A 15,661-nucleotide genomic window follows, 5' to 3' on the forward strand; every position below is an offset into this window, starting at 1 on the left:
GTTTCGGTTGCCGATCTGATCGTTCACGATTTTCATCGCGCCTTCGGAAATTGCTGTTACTAATTCGACACACCTTGTTTAATCCTTTTACAAGCGCCGTTGAGCGAGTTAGTCTGCTTCGGTCAAGAGTTGTTTTACTGCGCCAGGAGAAATGACGTGAAAAGACTCGCCTTGACTTCCCTCTCGCTTGCTGCACTGGGCGTCGCCGGCATGGCCCAGGCACAGACCAGCGTGACGCTCTACGGCACCATCGACACCTCGATCACCTACGTCAACCACGCCGACGGCGGCAAGAATCTGTGGGCGCTCGGCAACAGCAGCTTCGGCAATCTCTCGGGTTCGCGCTGGGGGTTGAAGGGCGCCGAAGATCTCGGCGGCGGCCTCAAGGCGATCTTTCAGCTGGAAAACGGCTTCAACCCGTCCACGGGCGCGCTCGGGCAGGGCGGCAAGATGTTCGGCCGACAGGCGTACGTCGGGCTGACGGCCGACCAGTACGGCTCGCTCACGCTGGGCCGGCAGTATGACCCGCTCATCGACCTCGTGCAGGGCATCACGGCCGACAACTACTTCGGCTCGGTATTCGCGACGGCCGGCGACGTCGACAACTACGACAACAGCTTCCGCGTGAACAACGCGATCAAGTACACGACGCCCGTGTGGAGCGGCCTGCAGGCGGCGGCGATGTACTCGTTTGGCGGCATTGCGGGCGCAACGGGTGCCGAGCAGTCGTATTCGGCGGCGATCAACTACACCAACGGCCCGCTCGCGCTGGCGGGCGGTTACTTCTACGCGACGAACAGCCGGGCCGTGAACGGCATACGCACCGATGGGTGGACGAGCACCTCGGACGGCACATTCGACGGCCCGGTCAACACCGGCTACGCCTCGGCGCACTCGCTCGCGATCGCGCGCGCGGCCGCGCAGTACCAGATCGGCCAGTTCACCTTCGGTCTCGGTTACAGCAATGCGCGCTACTCGCCCGATGCCAGTTCGGTGTTCCGCGACACCCAGAAGTACAACACCGGCCAGGGCTTCTTGAACTACCAACTGAGCCCGACGCTGCTGCTCGGCGTTGGCTACAGCTATACGCACGCCAATGGCGATACGACGGCGAGTTACCATCAGGTTTCGCTCGGTGCCGACTACAACCTCTCGAAGCGCACCGACCTCTACATGACGGCTGCGTGGCAGCACGCGAGCGGCGACACCGGCGACGGCGCAGGCGGCTCGATGCCTGCCGAGGCCTCGATCGGCTCGTATGGTTACGCGGGCACGTCGAACCAGACGATGGTGAACCTCGGGCTGCGGCACAAGTTCTGATCCAGCGCCTGACTTTGCGATGCCGGATGCGCCTGTTGGGCGGCGCATCCGGCATCTTGCCGTTTACGGACCGGATCGACGCCTGCGGCCGTCACGCCTCGGGCGAACGCCGCAGGATCAGCAACGCGAGCCAGGCGGCCACGCGCTCGACGCCGCGTCGCACGCTCGCAAACGGCGGCCGCCACGCGCTCGTGATCGTCACCCGCGCGGGGAGAGCGGCCTCGGTGCTGAGCCAGATGCGCTCGCCGCGTTCGAGCCGCAGCGTCTCGCCCGGCTGCAGCCAGTGATCGTAGGGCGAGCGGGCGCGCGTGACCCATACCTGCGCGGCATGGATGCGCAGTGTGGCAGGCGCGTTTACGCGCCAGGTGAGCGTGCGCGCGGGTGGAACGGCGAAATGAACCGATTGCGTGGGCAACGGATCGTCGGATGCGCCGGCTTCGTTGCCGAAATGGGCGGTCGGAGCGCAGGGAGGCGGTGAAGCGGGACGGCAGGTTGCCTCCGTAACGGCCTCTGAACTGGCCTGTGCGGTCCGTGAAGCGGCTTGCAAAGCGTCATCCATCGTTTTCTCCAGTTTTTGGAGCCGACGGACGGGGCGCTGCCACCCAAAAAAACAAAAAGCCCCGTCGATGCCGGCGGGGCTTGTGATTTGCGTGACGACAGACTGCTAGTACGCACACCATCCCCATGGATCGCCCAGTTGGGTTGTCCACGGATGATTCATGTCGGCGACGAGGAGGGTGAAGATGGCGTGCATGGACCGAGTGTGCAGGGCGCTTGCCCAGGCTGTCAACCGGAAATGCCTGGATGTCCGGGCGTTTGCAGCGTGTGTCGAACGCGAGACGCGCCGCGCTCGCCGCTTGCATCGAAGGATTGCGCCCTCTACACCATATCCCCCTTGCGGACGGTGCCGATTTCTCACTAGCATTGGTCGTTTCGCGGCAAATCTGGTTGTTCTCACAATGTGGGAATTCAGCACCAAAGGCGCTTGCGGATGTTGTGCGGAAACGACTCTATGTGATATATCACATACAGAATATTGATTTTTGTCGCGACGCAGCATATGATTGAGTCATTCGATTACTCAATCTTGCGGAGCTTCAAATGGATTTCGTTTCTCTCGCACTTTTCGGGGCGGCGGTCGTGGGTCTGGGCGCTGCCGCTACGGTCTTGATCGCGCGCTGGTTGCCGCAGTCCGCTGTCGAGCAGGCTGCGCAGCACGGCCGGTTTGCCGGTTTGGGCGAGGCGCCGCCCGTGAAGCAGGCGCGTCGTGCACAATTCGGTCCGCGAATCCGCCCGCAGGTCGGAAAAGAGGCAATCAATGTCGTTAGAACAAACTGAAGCAGTAGCAACCCGGGAAGCCGCACCGCTCAAACTGGCGCTGCAACCCATCAACGCCACGCTGAGCCTGCGCGATCAGGCGTACGCCATGTTGCGCCAGGCCATCGCCGACGCCGACATCTATCAGTCGCGCGAGGAAATCCGGCTCGACGAGCGCGTGCTGAGCGAGTCGCTCGGCGTGAGCCGCACGCCGGTGCGCGAGGCCATGACGCTGCTCGAGCAGGAGGGCTTTCTGCGCATGGTGCCGCGTCGCGGCATCTACATCGTGCGCAAGAGCAAGCGCGAGATCGTCGAGATGATCCAGATGTGGGCGGCGCTCGAAAGCATGGCCGCACGTCTCGCGACGATCCACGCCACGGACGAGGAAATCGCGCGGCTGCGCCACATGTTCGACGACTTCCGCGACAGCACGCCGGCCGAGCATATCGCCGAGTATTCGGACGCCAACATCGCGTTTCACCAGGCAATCGTCGAGCTTTCCAGATCGCAGGTCATCCTCGACACGATCAAGAACATTTTCGTGCACGTGCGCGCCATTCGGCGCATGACGATTTCGCAGAGCGATCGGGCTTCGCGCTCGATCGTCGATCACCTGCGCATCATCGAGGCGCTGGAGAAGCGCGATACCGAGCTGGCGGAAAAGCTCGTGCGTCAGCATTCGCTCGATCTCGCGGCCTACGTCGAGAAGAATTGCGATTTCCTCGATTGAGGCCGGTAGCGGGCATTGCATTCAGCAGCGAAACGGGAGACCCGCGCGTCTCCCGTTTCGCGTTTACGTACCTCGCGGCGGGCCATCGCTGGCCCGACTTTATGCGCATCAATTCCTGGCACCCCTGAAGACGTCGCGCCGCCTCCCCACCATCCCTCACACGAAATCTGGCATATCAGCCCTCCCGTTCGCTCGGGGTTTTCCCTCCTGTGCAGTGCGTCAATGTCGTTCGATTTGCATCAAAGCCAAGACAGGCAAGACCTCAGCGGTCTCCTAATGGCATTCCCGAGGAGCAATTTTCCTCTTGCTTCGATGTGATATATCACATACCGTATTGCAGAAGGACGCAGATGTCGCGCCATCGCGCGAAACGCCCCTGCCCACGCAACTCACCGATTTTCGAAAACTCGCCCGGCTACGATCAAACAAGGAGACATGACATGGGCAAGGCATTGAACGGCGTGCGCATTCTCGATTTCACGCATGTGCAGTCGGGACCCACCTGCACGCAACTGCTCGCCTGGTTCGGCGCTGACGTAATCAAGGTGGAGCGCGTCGGCGCCGGCGACATCACGCGCGAACAGCTACGCGACCTGCCGGATGCGGACAGCCTCTATTTCACGATGCTCAACGGCAACAAGCGTTCGCTCACGCTCGACACCAAGAACCCGGCAGGCAAACGCGTGCTGGAGCGCCTCATTCGCGATTGCGACGTGCTCGTCGAGAACTTCGCGCCTGGTGCGCTCGAGCGCATGGGCTTCAGCTGGGAGCAGATCCAGACGCTGAATCCGCGCATGATCGTCGCCTCGGTGAAGGGCTTCGGCCCTGGTCCCTACGAGGACTGCAAGGTATACGAGAACGTCGCGCAGTGCGTGGGCGGCGCGGCCTCCACGACGGGCTTCGACGACGGCCCGCCGGTCGTTTCCGGCGCACAGATCGGCGACAGTGGAACGGGCCTGCATCTCGCGCTCGGCATCGTCACGGCGCTCTATCAGCGCACGCACACGGGCCGCGGCCAGAAGGTGCTCGCTGCCATGCAGGACGGCGTGCTCAACCTGTGCCGCGTGAAGCTGCGCGACCAGCAGCGCCTTGAGCGCACCGGCGTCATGAAGGAGTACCCGCAGTACCCCAACGACGGCTTCGGCGAGGCCGTGCCGCGCGCAGGAAATGCGTCGGGCGGCGGCCAGCCGGGCTGGATTCTCAAGTGCAAGGGTTGGGAGACCGATCCGAACGCGTATATCTACTTCATCGCGCAGGCGCCCGTGTGGAATCGCATTTGCAAGCTGATTGGACGCGAGGAGTGGATCGACGATCCCGACTACGCAACGCCGAACGCGCGCCTGCCGCGCCTCAAGGCGATCTTCGACGAGATCGAGCACTGGACCATGCATCGCACGAAGTTCGAGGCGATGGCCGTGCTCAACCGCCACGACATTCCGTGCGGCCCGATTCTTTCGATGAAGGAGATCGCCACCGACGAATCGTTGCGCGCCAGCGGCACGATCGTCGAAGTGGATCATCCGGTGCGCGGCAAGTACCTCACGGTGGGCAATCCGATCAAGCTCTCGGACAGCCCGACCGAAGTCACGCGTTCGCCGATGCTGGGCGAGCACACCGACGAGGTCCTCGCCGAATTCGGCTATACGAAGGATGAGATCCATTCGCTGCGCGCCTCCGGCGCTGTTTGAAACCAAAGGAGCGAAGCATGGAAACATGGATGCGTTTGATGGCGAGCGACGGCAGCGTTGTGTTCGGTCGCGTCGAGAACGGGTACCTGCACGAATACGAAGGGATCGATCAGCCGGTGCCCACGGGCGCGGTGCTGTCGCTGCGCGCGCTCACGCCGCTCGCGCCGCTCGCCCCCGGCAAGGTGATCGCGCTCTGGAACAATTTTCACGCGCTCGCCGCGAAGCTGGAAAAGCCGGTGCCCTCGCATCCGCTTTTCCTCATCAAGCCCGCTGCTTCGGTGATCGGTTCGTTCGAATTGATTCGGCGTCCTGCCCACTATGCGGGAAAAATCGTGTTCGAAGGCGAGCTGGGCATCGTGGTCGGCAAGCGTTGCCGCGACGTGAGCGTCGCGGAAGCCGAGGCCGCGATTTTTGGCTACACGATCGTCAACGACGTCACGGCCGCGGGCCTCATCACCGAGAATCCGCACTTCCCGCAATGGTGCCGCGCCAAAGGTTTCGATACATTCTGTTGCCTCGGCCCGGCAATCGTTTCCGGGTTCGACTGGCGGCGCGCACGCGTTGTCACGCGACTCGATGGCGTGGAGCGGCAGAATTATCCGCTCGACGACATGGTGTTTTCGCCGGCGCAGCAGGTGAGCCTCATTTCGCAGGACCTGACGCTCGAACCGGGCGACGTGATTGCGTGCGGCACGTCGCTCGGCGTCGGCTCGATCGTTGAGGGTGCAACCGTCGAGGTCTCGATCGAAGGGATCGGCATGTTGAGCAATGCGCTCGCTGCTGCGTGCGGTGAAAACGAGCGGCTCGCCACGACTGAGGGTGCGGCCTGATGGCGTGAACCGAAAACGCGCGCGGCCATGCGCCGCGCGCGAGGAGGAGAGATGCCGGAGCAACTGGCCGGCGACCTGGCATGGCTGGGCGCCGGGGCGCTGTTTGCATGGCTCGGTTGTGCACTGGCACAACTGGCGGCGCTCGCGCCCGCGCGCGTATGGGGTTCGCACGCCGCGCCGCGCTGCACAGGTCGTGCTGGTGCGCCGCACAAGCATCGGTTCGGCTTCGTCATTTCGTTCGCATTGCTATTGACCGTTCCGCCCGGTGTGCTGGCTGAGGGATGGGCGCACGCGACGGATGCGGTAATGGCTGTCGAAGCGGGCGTGCTGGCCGGCTTGTGTCACGCGGGCCGGCGCGACTTCACGCGACGCGTGCATAGGGTGGCGGCGACAGCCGTTGCATTTGGCGCGAGCGTGCTCGTCGGCGGCTTCGTTGGTTTCGTGTTGCTGCCTGCGCGCAGCCCAATCGAACGGATTGCGTTATTTACTGCCGTGGCGGCTGGTGCGTTGCTGGTCGGCGCTGCGCTGAGCCTGTTCGGCCGTAGCGCGCAGGCGCGAGGGGCCGCGCGCAAACGCATGCCGTTCGGCCGCGGCGATCGCACCATGCATGCGGTGGCGCTGCTGCTCGGCGTTGCGCTCGGCTGCGGGTTCGTGAGCTCGCACGCCTCGCCTGAGTTCGGGATTTCCGTGCTGTTCGCCGGCTGCGTACTGTACGCCGCGCTAGGTGCGCGGCTCATGAGCGGCGCTCAGCGCCCATGGCCCGCTCGTTCGGGTGTCGTCGAGGCTTTGCCGCTGCGCGAACCGTTCAGCGCGACGTTCAACGCCAGCTTTGCAGGTGTGCCGGACGACCTGCTCGTCGCGGCTTGCGGCGGCGGCGCATTCGAGCCCGCGTGGCTGGCCGCGGGCGATGCTCAGCACGGCTGCGCGGGGCGCGCTGGCCATCATGCCTCACAGGACTTGCCACGCCGCCGGCGCAGCCGGGGTGGTGCGCTGCGTCAACGGCAAGGGCCGCACTGACGCACGTTGGCCATACACCTTGCGCGTCGCGACGAGATTATTTTCGGGAACCGGCGAGGCAATACGCCGCCTATTCACGCGAATGATTAGTCTTGCTTGAAGGTTGATGGCGTTTCCATAAAACCTTACTTATGCAAGCTCGCTTCGGAGACCCGGGTAATGTTTTCGATGAGCGGCGCGCCTTCCTCCATGAGGAAGCGCTTGAACGCAAGCGCGACGGGCGGCAGGCGCTTGTTTTTGCGGTGCACGACGTACCAGTTGAGCATGACCGGGAAGCCTTCGACGTCGAGTACCGTGAGATGGCCGACCTGCAGTTCGAGGCTGATGGTATGCGCCGAAAGAAAGGCGATGCCCATGCCTGCGATCACGGCCTGCTTGATCGTTTCGGTGCTCTGGATTTCCATGGCGATCTTGAGGTTCGTGATCTTGCCCGCGAAGCCTTCTTCCATCGAGTTCCATGTATCCGAGCCTCGCTCGCGAACGATGAACGCCTCGTTGGCGAGCGTGCTGAGCTTGATGCTGCGCTTGTGCGCGAGCGGATGCGTGGGCGCCGCGACGATCACGTAGGGGTGCGGCGCAAACGGCTCGTTGATGGCGTCCGTGGCGTGCGGCGGACGCACCATGACGGCGAGGTCGGTCTGGTTGGTAGCGAGCTGATGAAGCAGTTGCTCGCGGTTGTGCACGGAGAGATTGAGTACGACGCCCTTGTAGCGGCGCATGAATTCGGCCAGCAGACGCGGAAAGAAGTAATCGCCCGCGCTAATGACGGCGACGTTGAGCTTGCCGCCCGAGACGCCCTTTAGCTGGCTCATCGCCTCGTCGACTTCGTGGAACTGCTGGATGATCGCGCGGCTGTAGTGAAGCATCTCCGTGCCTGCGGGCGTGAGATAGATCTTCTTGCCGAGCTGTTCGAAAAGCGGCAGGCCCGCATGGTCTTCGAGCTGGCGCACTTGAGTGGAAACGGCCGGCTGTGTGAGATGCAGCTCCTCTGCGGCGCGCGAAAAACTGAGGTGGCGCGCCACGGTCTCGAAGACCTTGAGCTGGCGCAGCGTGGCGTTTCGCATCGTCATGGCCGAACCATAAAGGAAACTGAATCCACATAATAACAAACTTTAATTGTGAGTAATTCAGCAATCACCCTAGCATGAGTTGAAAGGCGTCCGAATGCCGTGCAGCGATCTTCGGGTTAACGCTCGGAACTGCGATTTCATAAGGGTCAACGCTTAGAAAAGCCCTTGTTTCATGATGTTTCAGTGAAATGCCGGAATGATCGGGTGAATGAGGATTGACGAATTTCCGTTCGAATTTTTCATTCATCCGGCGAATAAAAAGCAGCCGTACCGAAACAGAGAATCAAAATCATAAGCCTGAACTTATGCAGACCCGTAATCACGCAGGCTGCAATGAATGAATAGCGGAGACAAGCGAGATGAATGCAATCAGTCAGAGGAGCGAGAGCGGTCCGTTCTGGACGAGCCGCTGGTTTCAACTGGTGGTGGGCATGCTATGCATGGCACTCGTTGCCAACCTGCAGTACGCATGGACGCTGTTCGTCGCACCGATGAACGCGCGACATCACTGGGGCCAGGCGGAGATCCAGCTGGCGTTCTCGATCTTCATTCTGACTGAGACCTGGCTCGTGCCGGTGGAAGGCTGGCTGGTCGACAAGTTCGGCCCGCGTCCGGTCGTGGCGGGCGGCGCGGTTTGCGCGGGTCTCGCGTGGGTCATCAACTCCTACGTCACAACGCTGCCGATGCTTTACGTTTCGGCGGTGATCGCGGGCGTCGGCGCGGGCGGCGTGTACGGCACCTGCGTGGGCAACGCGCTCAAATGGTTTCCGGACCGCCGCGGCCTCGCTGCGGGCCTCACGGCCGCGGGCTTCGGTGCCGGCGCCGCGGTGACGGTGATTCCGATCGCCAACATGATCACGCGCTCCGGCTACGAGCACACGTTCTTCTTCTTCGGCGTGCTCCAGGGCGTGTCGATTCTGGTGCTCTCGTTCCTGCTCGTGAAGCCCGCGCCGCGCCCCGTTACGGTGGCGGCCCGCCGTCTCGTCTCGCGGATCGATTACACGCCGGGGCAGATGGTCAAGCAGCCGGTGTTCTGGGTGATCTATGTGTCGTTCGTCGCGGTGGCTGCCGGCGGCCTGATGGCAACGGCGCAGATCGGACCCATCGCGAAGGACTGGGGCCTCGCGCGCATTCCGATGACGGTGTTCGGCGCGACGCTGCCGCTCCTTACGCTCACGCTCTCGATCGACAACATCTGCAACGGCTTCACGCGTCCGCTGTGCGGCTTCATCTCCGACAAGATCGGCCGCGAGAACGCGATGTTCCTGATCTTCGTGGGCGAGGGGCTCGCGCTGCTCGGCATGATGCAGTTCGGCACCAACCCGTATGCGTTCATGACGTTCGCCGCGCTCATTTTCTTGTTCTGGGGCGAGATTTTCTCGATCTTCCCGGCGATCTGCGCAGACACCTTCGGCAGCAAGTACGCCGCTTCCAATGCCGGCACGCTGTACACCGCGAAGGGTACCGCCGCGCTGCTCGTGCCGGTGGCCTCCGTGCTCTCGGCCACGGGCGGCTGGAGTGCCGTGTTCGTCGCGGCAGCGGTCATCACCATCGCGGCGGGCGTGAGCGCCAAGCTTTTCCTCGCGCCGATGCGCAAGCGTCTGATCGAGCAGAGCAGCGAGGAGAGCAACGAGCCCTCCGTTACGCTGGCCGCCAATACGGGCGCGGGGCTCCAGCACTGGTCCAATCAAAGCGGCGAATGAGGCGCGCGAGCCCGCCATGTCGATGAACGTATCGCTCCAGCAGCTCAAGGTGTTCGTTGCGGTGGCGCGGGCGCGCAGCTTCACGCGCGCCGCGCGCGAGTTCGGGCTCACGCAGTCGGCGGTGAGCCGCTGCGTGCGTGAACTCGAAGAAGCGGTCGAGCTCAAGCTGTTCGACCGCACCACGCGCCAGGTCGAGCTCACGCTCGCGGGCAGCGGCTTCGAGCGGCGCATCGGGCGCCTCCTCGACGAGATCGACATGGCGCTCAGCGAGGGCCGCGACGCGCACCAGGCGCATAGCGGCGTCGTGCTCGTGGCGAGCAATCCCGTGCTCTCGTCGACGTGGATGCCCGTCGCGCTCGCGCGCTGCGCGGCGGCTTTTCCCTCGCTCACGCTGCAACTGCAGGACCTGCCGCAAGCGGCCGTGCTGCAAGCGGTCGAGCAGGGCGAAGCCGACTTCGGCGTGATCGCGGAAAGTGTGCCGTTCGCGAGCGGCAATCTCGATGTGCAGCCGCTTTCGGCCACGCCCCTTTGCGCGCTGTTACCCGCGCATCATCCGCTGGCGCTTCAGGGGGCGCTGCGCTGGGATGATCTCGCGCGCGAGCCGCTCGTCACGCTCAATCGCGATGCGGGCTGCCGCGGCGCCGTCATGCGCGCGCTCGAAGGCCTGCGGCCCGAGGGGCGGCCGTTGCAGGAGTTCGCGCATGTGGGGGGCGTGGCGCGCATGGCGCAGCTCGGCATGGGGATCGGCGTATTGCCGGTGTGCGTCGACAGCGCGCGCGCGGAGCATGCGCATCGCGCGGGCGAAGGCGCGCACGCTACATGTCATTGGCCGGTGCCGGCGTGGCCGCTCGTCACGCGCTTGCTGCATCCGGTGGTCAACGTGACGACGATGCTCGTGCGTCGTCGTCATCGTTCGCTGCGGCCTTGTGCTCAGGCGGCATGGTCGCAGTTCATGGCGGACGGTTCGGCCGCCGATGGCGCCTGCGCGGACGCTTCCTCGCCGGACGCCGACGCTGCGCCGACCTCGATCGATGGCTCGCCCGCGCGAGGCGTGAACGGCGGCCCCATGCGCGTGGCCTTGCGCGGCGCCGACACGCCGACGCTCCAGGTCACGCATACGCATGCCCGCATCGAATAGCGCGCGCTTTGCGCGTCGTTTTTTCTGCTCCAAAGCAAAACGGATCGCTCAGGGCGATCCGTTTTTTTATCCGGCAACCGCGCGATGAAGAACGGGCGGCGCCATGCCGGCCCGCGCCTTCGCTACGCCGGCTGCATCGCCATGCGCTCACGCTGCTTTACGAGCGCGAGTACGGTGTCGATGGCAGGCGTCGGTTCGCCGACCAGAGCGCCCATCTCCTGGACGACGGTGAGCAGCGGGTCGATTTCCATCGGCCGGCGATTTTCGAGGTCGACGAGCATCGAGGTCTTGTGCGCGCCCACCGCGCCCGCCCCGTCGATGCGCCGCTCCAGGTCCACGCGGAAATGCACGCCGAACCGCTCGGCAATTCGCTTGCCTTCGAGCATCATCGTGCGCGCCACGGCGCGCGTGGCCGGGTCGCTCGTGATGATGTCGAGCGTGGCATGCGTGAGCGCGCTGATGGGATTGAAGCAGAGATTGCCCCACAGCTTGAGCCAGATTTCGTCGCGGATGTTCTCGCGAATCGGCGCGTCGAAGCCCGCAGCCTGCATTATTTCGTGCAACTGAACGATGCGCGGCGTGCGCTCGCCCGAAGGCTCGCCGATGGGAAACTTCTTGCCGTACACGTGGCGGATCACGCCAGGCGCCTCGATTTCCGCGGCGGGATAGAGCACGCAGCCAATTGCGCGCTCGGGTGTGAGGCGCGTCCATTGCGAGCCGTCCGGGTCGATGCTTTCGAGCCGTGTGCCCGCGAACTTGCCGCCATGCTGGTAGAAGTACCAGTAGGGAATGCCGTTGGTGCCCGTGACGATGGCCGTGTGCCTGCCGATGAGCGGCTGCATCGCGTCGATCACGCCCGCCACCGAATGCGCCTTGAGCGTGATGATGACGATGTCCTGTACGCCCAGCTCGCGCGCGTCGGAAGTGCAGCGCACGTTCGCCACGTATTCCTCACCATCCATCAGAAGGCGGGCGCCGTTCTCGCGCATGGCGGCCAGGTGCGGGCCGCGCGCAATGAAACTCACGTCGGCGCCCGCGCGGGCGAGCTGCACGCCCATCATGCCTCCAATCGCGCCCGCTCCAAAGATGCAGATCTTCATGTTGAAACCCCAATGACGTTGAAAAACGCTTGTCCGTGGCGCGTTCGCGAGCATTGGGGAAAAGCTGGCCGCTCGCCGCGGCGACGGACGATGGTTCCAGCATAGGGGCTGCTATCGATTAACGACAGTTAAAGTTTCTCGTGAAAACCATCATGAGAAGCTTATGCATGAGGCCGCAAAAACCTGGCGTTCAAGCGCGCCGCACGAGGAGAAAACTCACGCCGATTGCGCCCAGAAACGCGCCGCAGGTGCGATTGAACCAGCGCCGCACCGTGGCGCGCGTGAGCCAGCGACCGAGGTACATGCCCGCGAGCGAATAGAGTGCGATGGCCACGCATTCGAGCGCGAGAAAGCTCGCGCCGAGCACGCCGAATTGCGGCGCGATGGGCTTCGCGACATCGACGAATTGCGGCAGAAAGGCCGTGAAAACGAGAATCGCCTTCGGATTGCCAGCCGCCACGAGGCACTCTCGCCATGCAAGGCGCGCGAGCGAAGCGTCGCTGTCCAGGTTCTCGCCGATGGGATTGGCGTCGCTGCGCCAGAGCTGCGCGGCGAGCCATACGAGGTATGCGGCGCCCGCGAGCTTGACGACGAAGAAGATCGCCTCGGACGCGCGCAGCACGACGGCGAGGCCCGTGGCCGCAAGCGCGATCATCGCGGCGAACGAGACGAGCCGGCCCGAGCCGCCGAGGAGCGCGCGCAGAAAGCCGTGGCGCGCGGCCACGTTGATGGACAGAAGATTGTTCGGTCCAGGCGCCATGTTCAGCGCGAAGCAGGCGGGCAGAAAGAAGAGCCAGGCGGTGAGGGACATGATGACGCTCGAAGGTTTGCGCCGCGCGGCGCGCCGTGAATCGCGCCATTCTAACGCGGTTGGCACGACCCGCCGCGCAATGAATCGACGGGCAATGCGTATGCGGCGAGGGCCCAAAGGTGCTGCGCAGTCAGCGGCATGGTGAAGGAAGCGCGCGAAGCTCATGTTGTCGATCAACGCGCCACAGCACGGGCTGGCTACGCTGCTTGCGCGAAACGAGGGCGCACGATTAAATACGCAGGCGATGGCCACGGCGCAAGGCAGCCGTTCATGCAGGACGAATTTCCCGGCATTCCCCGCATTTTCCCCGCTTGCCAGATCGGCGAGAGACCACACAAGAACCGGAGAAGGTCATGAATGGGAGCACCATTGCTGAACGCGAGGCGGCCGGGCGTGCCGCTCGCGAGCGCTCGAAGCGTTCGAGCCACAAGGAAACCGGCCACATCAAGCGCGATCCGCTGGAGCTGCTGCGCCAGAGCAGCGAAGGCCGCGTGCCAAACCTTGTGCAACTGCGCTATGGGCGCATGATCGTCTCGCCCTTCACGTTCTTTCGCGGCAGTGCGATTCTCCAGGCGCACGATCTCGCGGCCGTGCCGAATACGGGCATGACGATGGACATCTGCGGCGACGCGCATCTGCTCAACTTCGGCGGCTTCGCCACGCCGGAGCGGCAGCTCGTGTTCGATCTCAACGACTTCGACGAAGTAGCGCCCGGTCCCTGGGAGTGGGACGTGAAGCGCCTCGCTGCGAGCTTCGTCGTGGCGGCGCGACACATGCGTTATTCGCGCGGCGTCGCCGAAGACCTGGTGATGACGGCCGTGAACACCTATCGCGACCGTCTGCGCCAGTACGCGGAATATGGCGCGCTCGACCTCTGGTACGACAAGATCACGTTCGATCGCATGGTGGAGACGGCGCTCACGCCCGAAGGCCGCCGCCTGATCCGGCGAGGCATGGAAAAGGCCGCAAACCGCACACACGAGAACATGCTCGAAAAGCTCGCGGAGCGTGACGGCGAGCACTGGACGATCCGCGACGCGCCGCCCGCGCTCTTTCACGTGCACGGCGTGAACACGCTGTTCGAACCCGAAGACGACTGGTTCACGCCTGGCGACTGGCGCGCGCTGATCGAACCGATGTACGAGGCATACGCGAAAACGCTCGCGCCCGACCGGCGCGAGCTGCTCGATCACTTCTCGATCCAGGACCTCGTGTTCAAGGTAGTGGGCGTCGGCAGCGTGGGCACGCGCTGTCTGGTGATGCTGCTCGTCGATCATCACGGCAAGCCGCTCTTCCTGCAGGTGAAAGAAGCGCGGCGCTCGGTCATTTCGCAGTACTTCAAGTCGTCGTCCGCGAAGCACGAAGGCGCGCGCGTCGTGCACGGCCAGCGGCTGCTCCAGGCGGCGAGCGACCTCTTTCTCGGCTGGACGACGGGGCCTTCGGGTCGTCACTTCTATGTGCGCCAGCTGCGCGACATGAAGCTCTCGGTCGATCTTCAGCTGCTCGACAGCGCGTTGCTCGCCGGCTACGCGAGGCTGTGCGGCTGGGCGCTTGCGCGCGCGCATGCGAAGTCGGGCAGCGCGGCCATCGAGATCGGCTCGTATATCGGCCGCAGCGACCAATTCGCGGAGGCGCTGACGGCCTACGCGTTCGCCTATGCCGACCAGGTAGAGCGCGACTACGACGCGTTCGTCAAGGCCGCGCGCAGCGGCGCGATCGTCGCGCGCAGCGACGAGGACATGGCAGCCGACTTTCGCGTATGAGCCGTGGCGGCATGCGACGCGCTATGCTTGCGCCTTTGTCCCGCTGCGCATGAGCCTGATATGCCGCGCGGCGCGCGTTCATGCGTCTACGTCAGGTCGATCTGCTCAACGGGCCGTCGCGTGCGCGCTTCATGCAAACAAATACGAGGGGAGGTAGGGTTGAAGCGGTTTGTCATCGCGGGACGACGGCGTGCACGCGTGTTATCGGTAGCGCTTCACGGCGCGCTCGCCGGCGCCTGCGTGCTGGCGGGCGTGGGCGCTGCCGCCGCCCAGGAGCTGGAAAGCCCCACGCTGCGCAAGGTTCGCGACACCGGCACGATCGTCATCGGCGTGCGCGAAGCCGCAGTGCCGTTCTCCTATCTGGCCAGCGGCGAGCATGCAACGGGCTATTCGTACGAGATCGCCCAGCGCATCGCGTCAAACGTGCGAGAAACGCTCGGCCTTCCCGCGCTGCGGGTGCGCGAACTGGTCGTCACGCCGCAGAACCGGATCACGCTCGTGCAGAACGGCACCATCGACCTCGAATGCAGCACCGCGACGCATACGCGCGAGCGCGAGAGCGACGTGGGGTTCTCGAACAGCATCTTCGAGTACGGCGTCCGCATGCTCGTGAAGCGCGGCTCGCCGGTCAAGGACTTCGGCGATCTCGCGGGCCGCACGGTGGTCACGACCGCGGGCACTTCCGAAGAGCGGCTGCTGCGGCGCTGGAACGTGGAGCGCGCGATGAACATGCGCATCGTCGTCGCGAAGACGCACGCCGATTCGGTCGACGCCGTGCGCACGGGGCGCGCCGTGGCTTTCGTGATGGACGAGCCGCTCCTGCAGGCCGCGCTCGCGACGGGTTACGTGGCGAGCGCGACGCCCGGCGCGCCGGTTGCGCAAAGCGCGCGCAACGTGAGCGGTGCGCACGCTTATGCGATCGTCGGCAATCCGGCGAAGCAGGAGGTGTACGGCTGCATGTTCCGGCGCGGCGACACGGCCTTCAAGCGCATTGCCGACGACACCATCGCGAAGATGGAGCGCTCCGGCGAGGCGCTCGCGCTGTACCGGCGCTGGTTCGAGTCGCCGATTCCGCCTGCCGGCGTGAATCTCGACTATCCGGTATCGGAGCAGATGAAGGCGCTGTTCGCGAATCCGAATGACCAGCCGCTCGATTGAAGACGGTCCGCCGGCT

General features: G+C 64.4%; 14 protein-coding genes. 10 read left to right on the plus strand and 4 right to left on the minus strand.

Annotated elements, in window-relative coordinates:
- The first annotated feature begins 156 nt into the window (after positions 1 to 156).
- Positions 157 to 1,320 (plus strand): porin, encoded by a 1,164-nt coding sequence (locus BLU17_RS06685; protein WP_091995935.1) that lies wholly within the window; start codon positions 157 to 159, stop codon positions 1,318 to 1,320.
- A gap of 91 nt (positions 1,321 to 1,411) precedes the next feature.
- On the opposite strand, the gene BLU17_RS06690 is transcribed toward BLU17_RS06685, so the two are convergent.
- Positions 1,412 to 1,879, minus strand: a complete 468-nt coding sequence (locus tag BLU17_RS06690; protein ID WP_091995936.1) for a DUF2917 domain-containing protein — start codon at positions 1,877 to 1,879, stop codon at positions 1,412 to 1,414.
- Positions 1,880 to 2,421: 542 nt separating this feature from the next.
- Here BLU17_RS06690 and BLU17_RS33665 point away from each other — a divergent pair.
- From BLU17_RS33665 to BLU17_RS06715, 5 genes are all read left to right on the plus strand, one after another.
- The gene (locus BLU17_RS33665) at positions 2,422 to 2,658 is read left to right on the plus strand and encodes a hypothetical protein (protein WP_091996068.1); all 237 of its coding nucleotides are present in this window, start codon (positions 2,422 to 2,424) and stop codon (positions 2,656 to 2,658) included.
- Complete coding sequence (locus BLU17_RS06700; RefSeq protein WP_091995937.1) at positions 2,639 to 3,367, plus strand: GntR family transcriptional regulator; 729 nt, start codon at positions 2,639 to 2,641, stop codon at positions 3,365 to 3,367. Before BLU17_RS33665 ends, BLU17_RS06700 begins: the two co-directional genes overlap by 20 nt.
- Positions 3,368 to 3,807: 440 nt before the next feature.
- The gene (frc, locus tag BLU17_RS06705; RefSeq protein WP_091995938.1) at positions 3,808 to 5,055 is read left to right on the plus strand and encodes a formyl-CoA transferase; all 1,248 of its coding nucleotides are present in this window, start codon (positions 3,808 to 3,810) and stop codon (positions 5,053 to 5,055) included.
- 17 nt (positions 5,056 to 5,072) lie between these two features.
- On the plus strand, positions 5,073 to 5,885 hold the full coding sequence (locus BLU17_RS06710) for a fumarylacetoacetate hydrolase family protein (protein WP_091995939.1): 813 nt from the start codon (positions 5,073 to 5,075) through the stop codon (positions 5,883 to 5,885).
- A 51-nt stretch (positions 5,886 to 5,936) separates the two neighbouring features.
- Entirely contained in the window at positions 5,937 to 6,902 is a 966-nt protein-coding gene (locus BLU17_RS06715; protein ID WP_091995940.1) for a hypothetical protein, read from the plus strand.
- 125 nt (positions 6,903 to 7,027) lie between these two features.
- Here the strand turns inward: BLU17_RS06715 and BLU17_RS06720 are convergent, their stop codons facing one another.
- Positions 7,028 to 7,972, minus strand: coding sequence for a LysR family transcriptional regulator (locus tag BLU17_RS06720; protein WP_091995941.1), 945 nt, complete (start codon positions 7,970 to 7,972; stop codon positions 7,028 to 7,030).
- A gap of 359 nt (positions 7,973 to 8,331) precedes the next feature.
- On the opposite strand from BLU17_RS06720, the gene oxlT reads away from it, so the two are divergent.
- Together oxlT and BLU17_RS06730 are read left to right on the plus strand one after the other, a co-directional pair.
- Positions 8,332 to 9,675, plus strand: a complete 1,344-nt coding sequence (oxlT, locus tag BLU17_RS06725) for an oxalate/formate MFS antiporter (protein WP_091995942.1) — start codon at positions 8,332 to 8,334, stop codon at positions 9,673 to 9,675.
- Between the two features lie 22 nt (positions 9,676 to 9,697).
- On the plus strand, positions 9,698 to 10,813 hold the full coding sequence (locus tag BLU17_RS06730; RefSeq protein ID WP_091996069.1) for a LysR family transcriptional regulator: 1,116 nt from the start codon (positions 9,698 to 9,700) through the stop codon (positions 10,811 to 10,813).
- Between the two features lie 122 nt (positions 10,814 to 10,935).
- Here the strand turns inward: BLU17_RS06730 and BLU17_RS06735 are convergent, their stop codons facing one another.
- Both BLU17_RS06735 and BLU17_RS06740 read right to left on the minus strand, forming a co-directional pair.
- Positions 10,936 to 11,913: a 2-dehydropantoate 2-reductase gene (locus BLU17_RS06735; RefSeq protein ID WP_091995943.1), complete on the minus strand. Its 978-nt coding sequence runs from the start codon at positions 11,911 to 11,913 to the stop codon at positions 10,936 to 10,938.
- 190 nt (positions 11,914 to 12,103) lie between these two features.
- Positions 12,104 to 12,724 carry a LysE family translocator gene (locus BLU17_RS06740; RefSeq protein WP_091995944.1) on the minus strand — a complete coding sequence of 207 codons (621 nt, stop codon included), beginning with the start codon at positions 12,722 to 12,724 and terminating at the stop codon, positions 12,104 to 12,106.
- 353 nt (positions 12,725 to 13,077) lie between these two features.
- Here BLU17_RS06740 and BLU17_RS06745 point away from each other — a divergent pair, with 353 nt between their 5' ends.
- Positions 13,078 to 14,487 (plus strand): DUF2252 domain-containing protein, encoded by a 1,410-nt coding sequence (locus BLU17_RS06745; RefSeq protein WP_091995945.1) that lies wholly within the window; start codon positions 13,078 to 13,080, stop codon positions 14,485 to 14,487.
- 198 nt (positions 14,488 to 14,685) lie between these two features.
- Entirely contained in the window at positions 14,686 to 15,645 is a 960-nt protein-coding gene (locus BLU17_RS06750) for a transporter substrate-binding domain-containing protein (protein WP_245746746.1), read from the plus strand.
- The last annotated feature ends 16 nt before the right edge of the window (positions 15,646 to 15,661 follow it).

The organism is Paraburkholderia lycopersici (assembly GCF_900096975.1).
GTDB classification, from domain to species: Bacteria; Pseudomonadota; Gammaproteobacteria; order Burkholderiales; family Burkholderiaceae; genus Paraburkholderia; species Paraburkholderia lycopersici.

What these genes read in the sequence shown, in the direction of transcription:
- BLU17_RS06690 (WP_091995936.1), bottom strand. Translation starts at nt 1,879, where the DNA reads ATGGATGACGCTTTGCAAGCCGCTTCACGGACCGCACAGGCCAGTTCA.
- BLU17_RS06710 (WP_091995939.1), top strand. Translation starts at nt 5,073, where the DNA reads ATGGAAACATGGATGCGTTTGATGGCGAGCGACGGCAGCGTTGTGTTC.
- oxlT (WP_091995942.1), top strand. Translation starts at nt 8,332, where the DNA reads ATGAATGCAATCAGTCAGAGGAGCGAGAGCGGTCCGTTCTGGACGAGC.
- BLU17_RS06700 (WP_091995937.1), top strand. Translation starts at nt 2,639, where the DNA reads ATGTCGTTAGAACAAACTGAAGCAGTAGCAACCCGGGAAGCCGCACCG.
- BLU17_RS06745 (WP_091995945.1), top strand. Translation starts at nt 13,078, where the DNA reads ATGAATGGGAGCACCATTGCTGAACGCGAGGCGGCCGGGCGTGCCGCT.
- BLU17_RS06740 (WP_091995944.1), bottom strand. Translation starts at nt 12,724, where the DNA reads ATGTCCCTCACCGCCTGGCTCTTCTTTCTGCCCGCCTGCTTCGCGCTG.
- BLU17_RS33665 (WP_091996068.1), top strand. Translation starts at nt 2,422, where the DNA reads ATGGATTTCGTTTCTCTCGCACTTTTCGGGGCGGCGGTCGTGGGTCTG.
- frc (WP_091995938.1), top strand. Translation starts at nt 3,808, where the DNA reads ATGGGCAAGGCATTGAACGGCGTGCGCATTCTCGATTTCACGCATGTG.
- BLU17_RS06730 (WP_091996069.1), top strand. Translation starts at nt 9,698, where the DNA reads ATGAACGTATCGCTCCAGCAGCTCAAGGTGTTCGTTGCGGTGGCGCGG.
- BLU17_RS06720 (WP_091995941.1), bottom strand. Translation starts at nt 7,972, where the DNA reads ATGACGATGCGAAACGCCACGCTGCGCCAGCTCAAGGTCTTCGAGACC.
- BLU17_RS06735 (WP_091995943.1), bottom strand. Translation starts at nt 11,913, where the DNA reads ATGAAGATCTGCATCTTTGGAGCGGGCGCGATTGGAGGCATGATGGGC.
- BLU17_RS06715 (WP_091995940.1), top strand. Translation starts at nt 5,937, where the DNA reads ATGCCGGAGCAACTGGCCGGCGACCTGGCATGGCTGGGCGCCGGGGCG.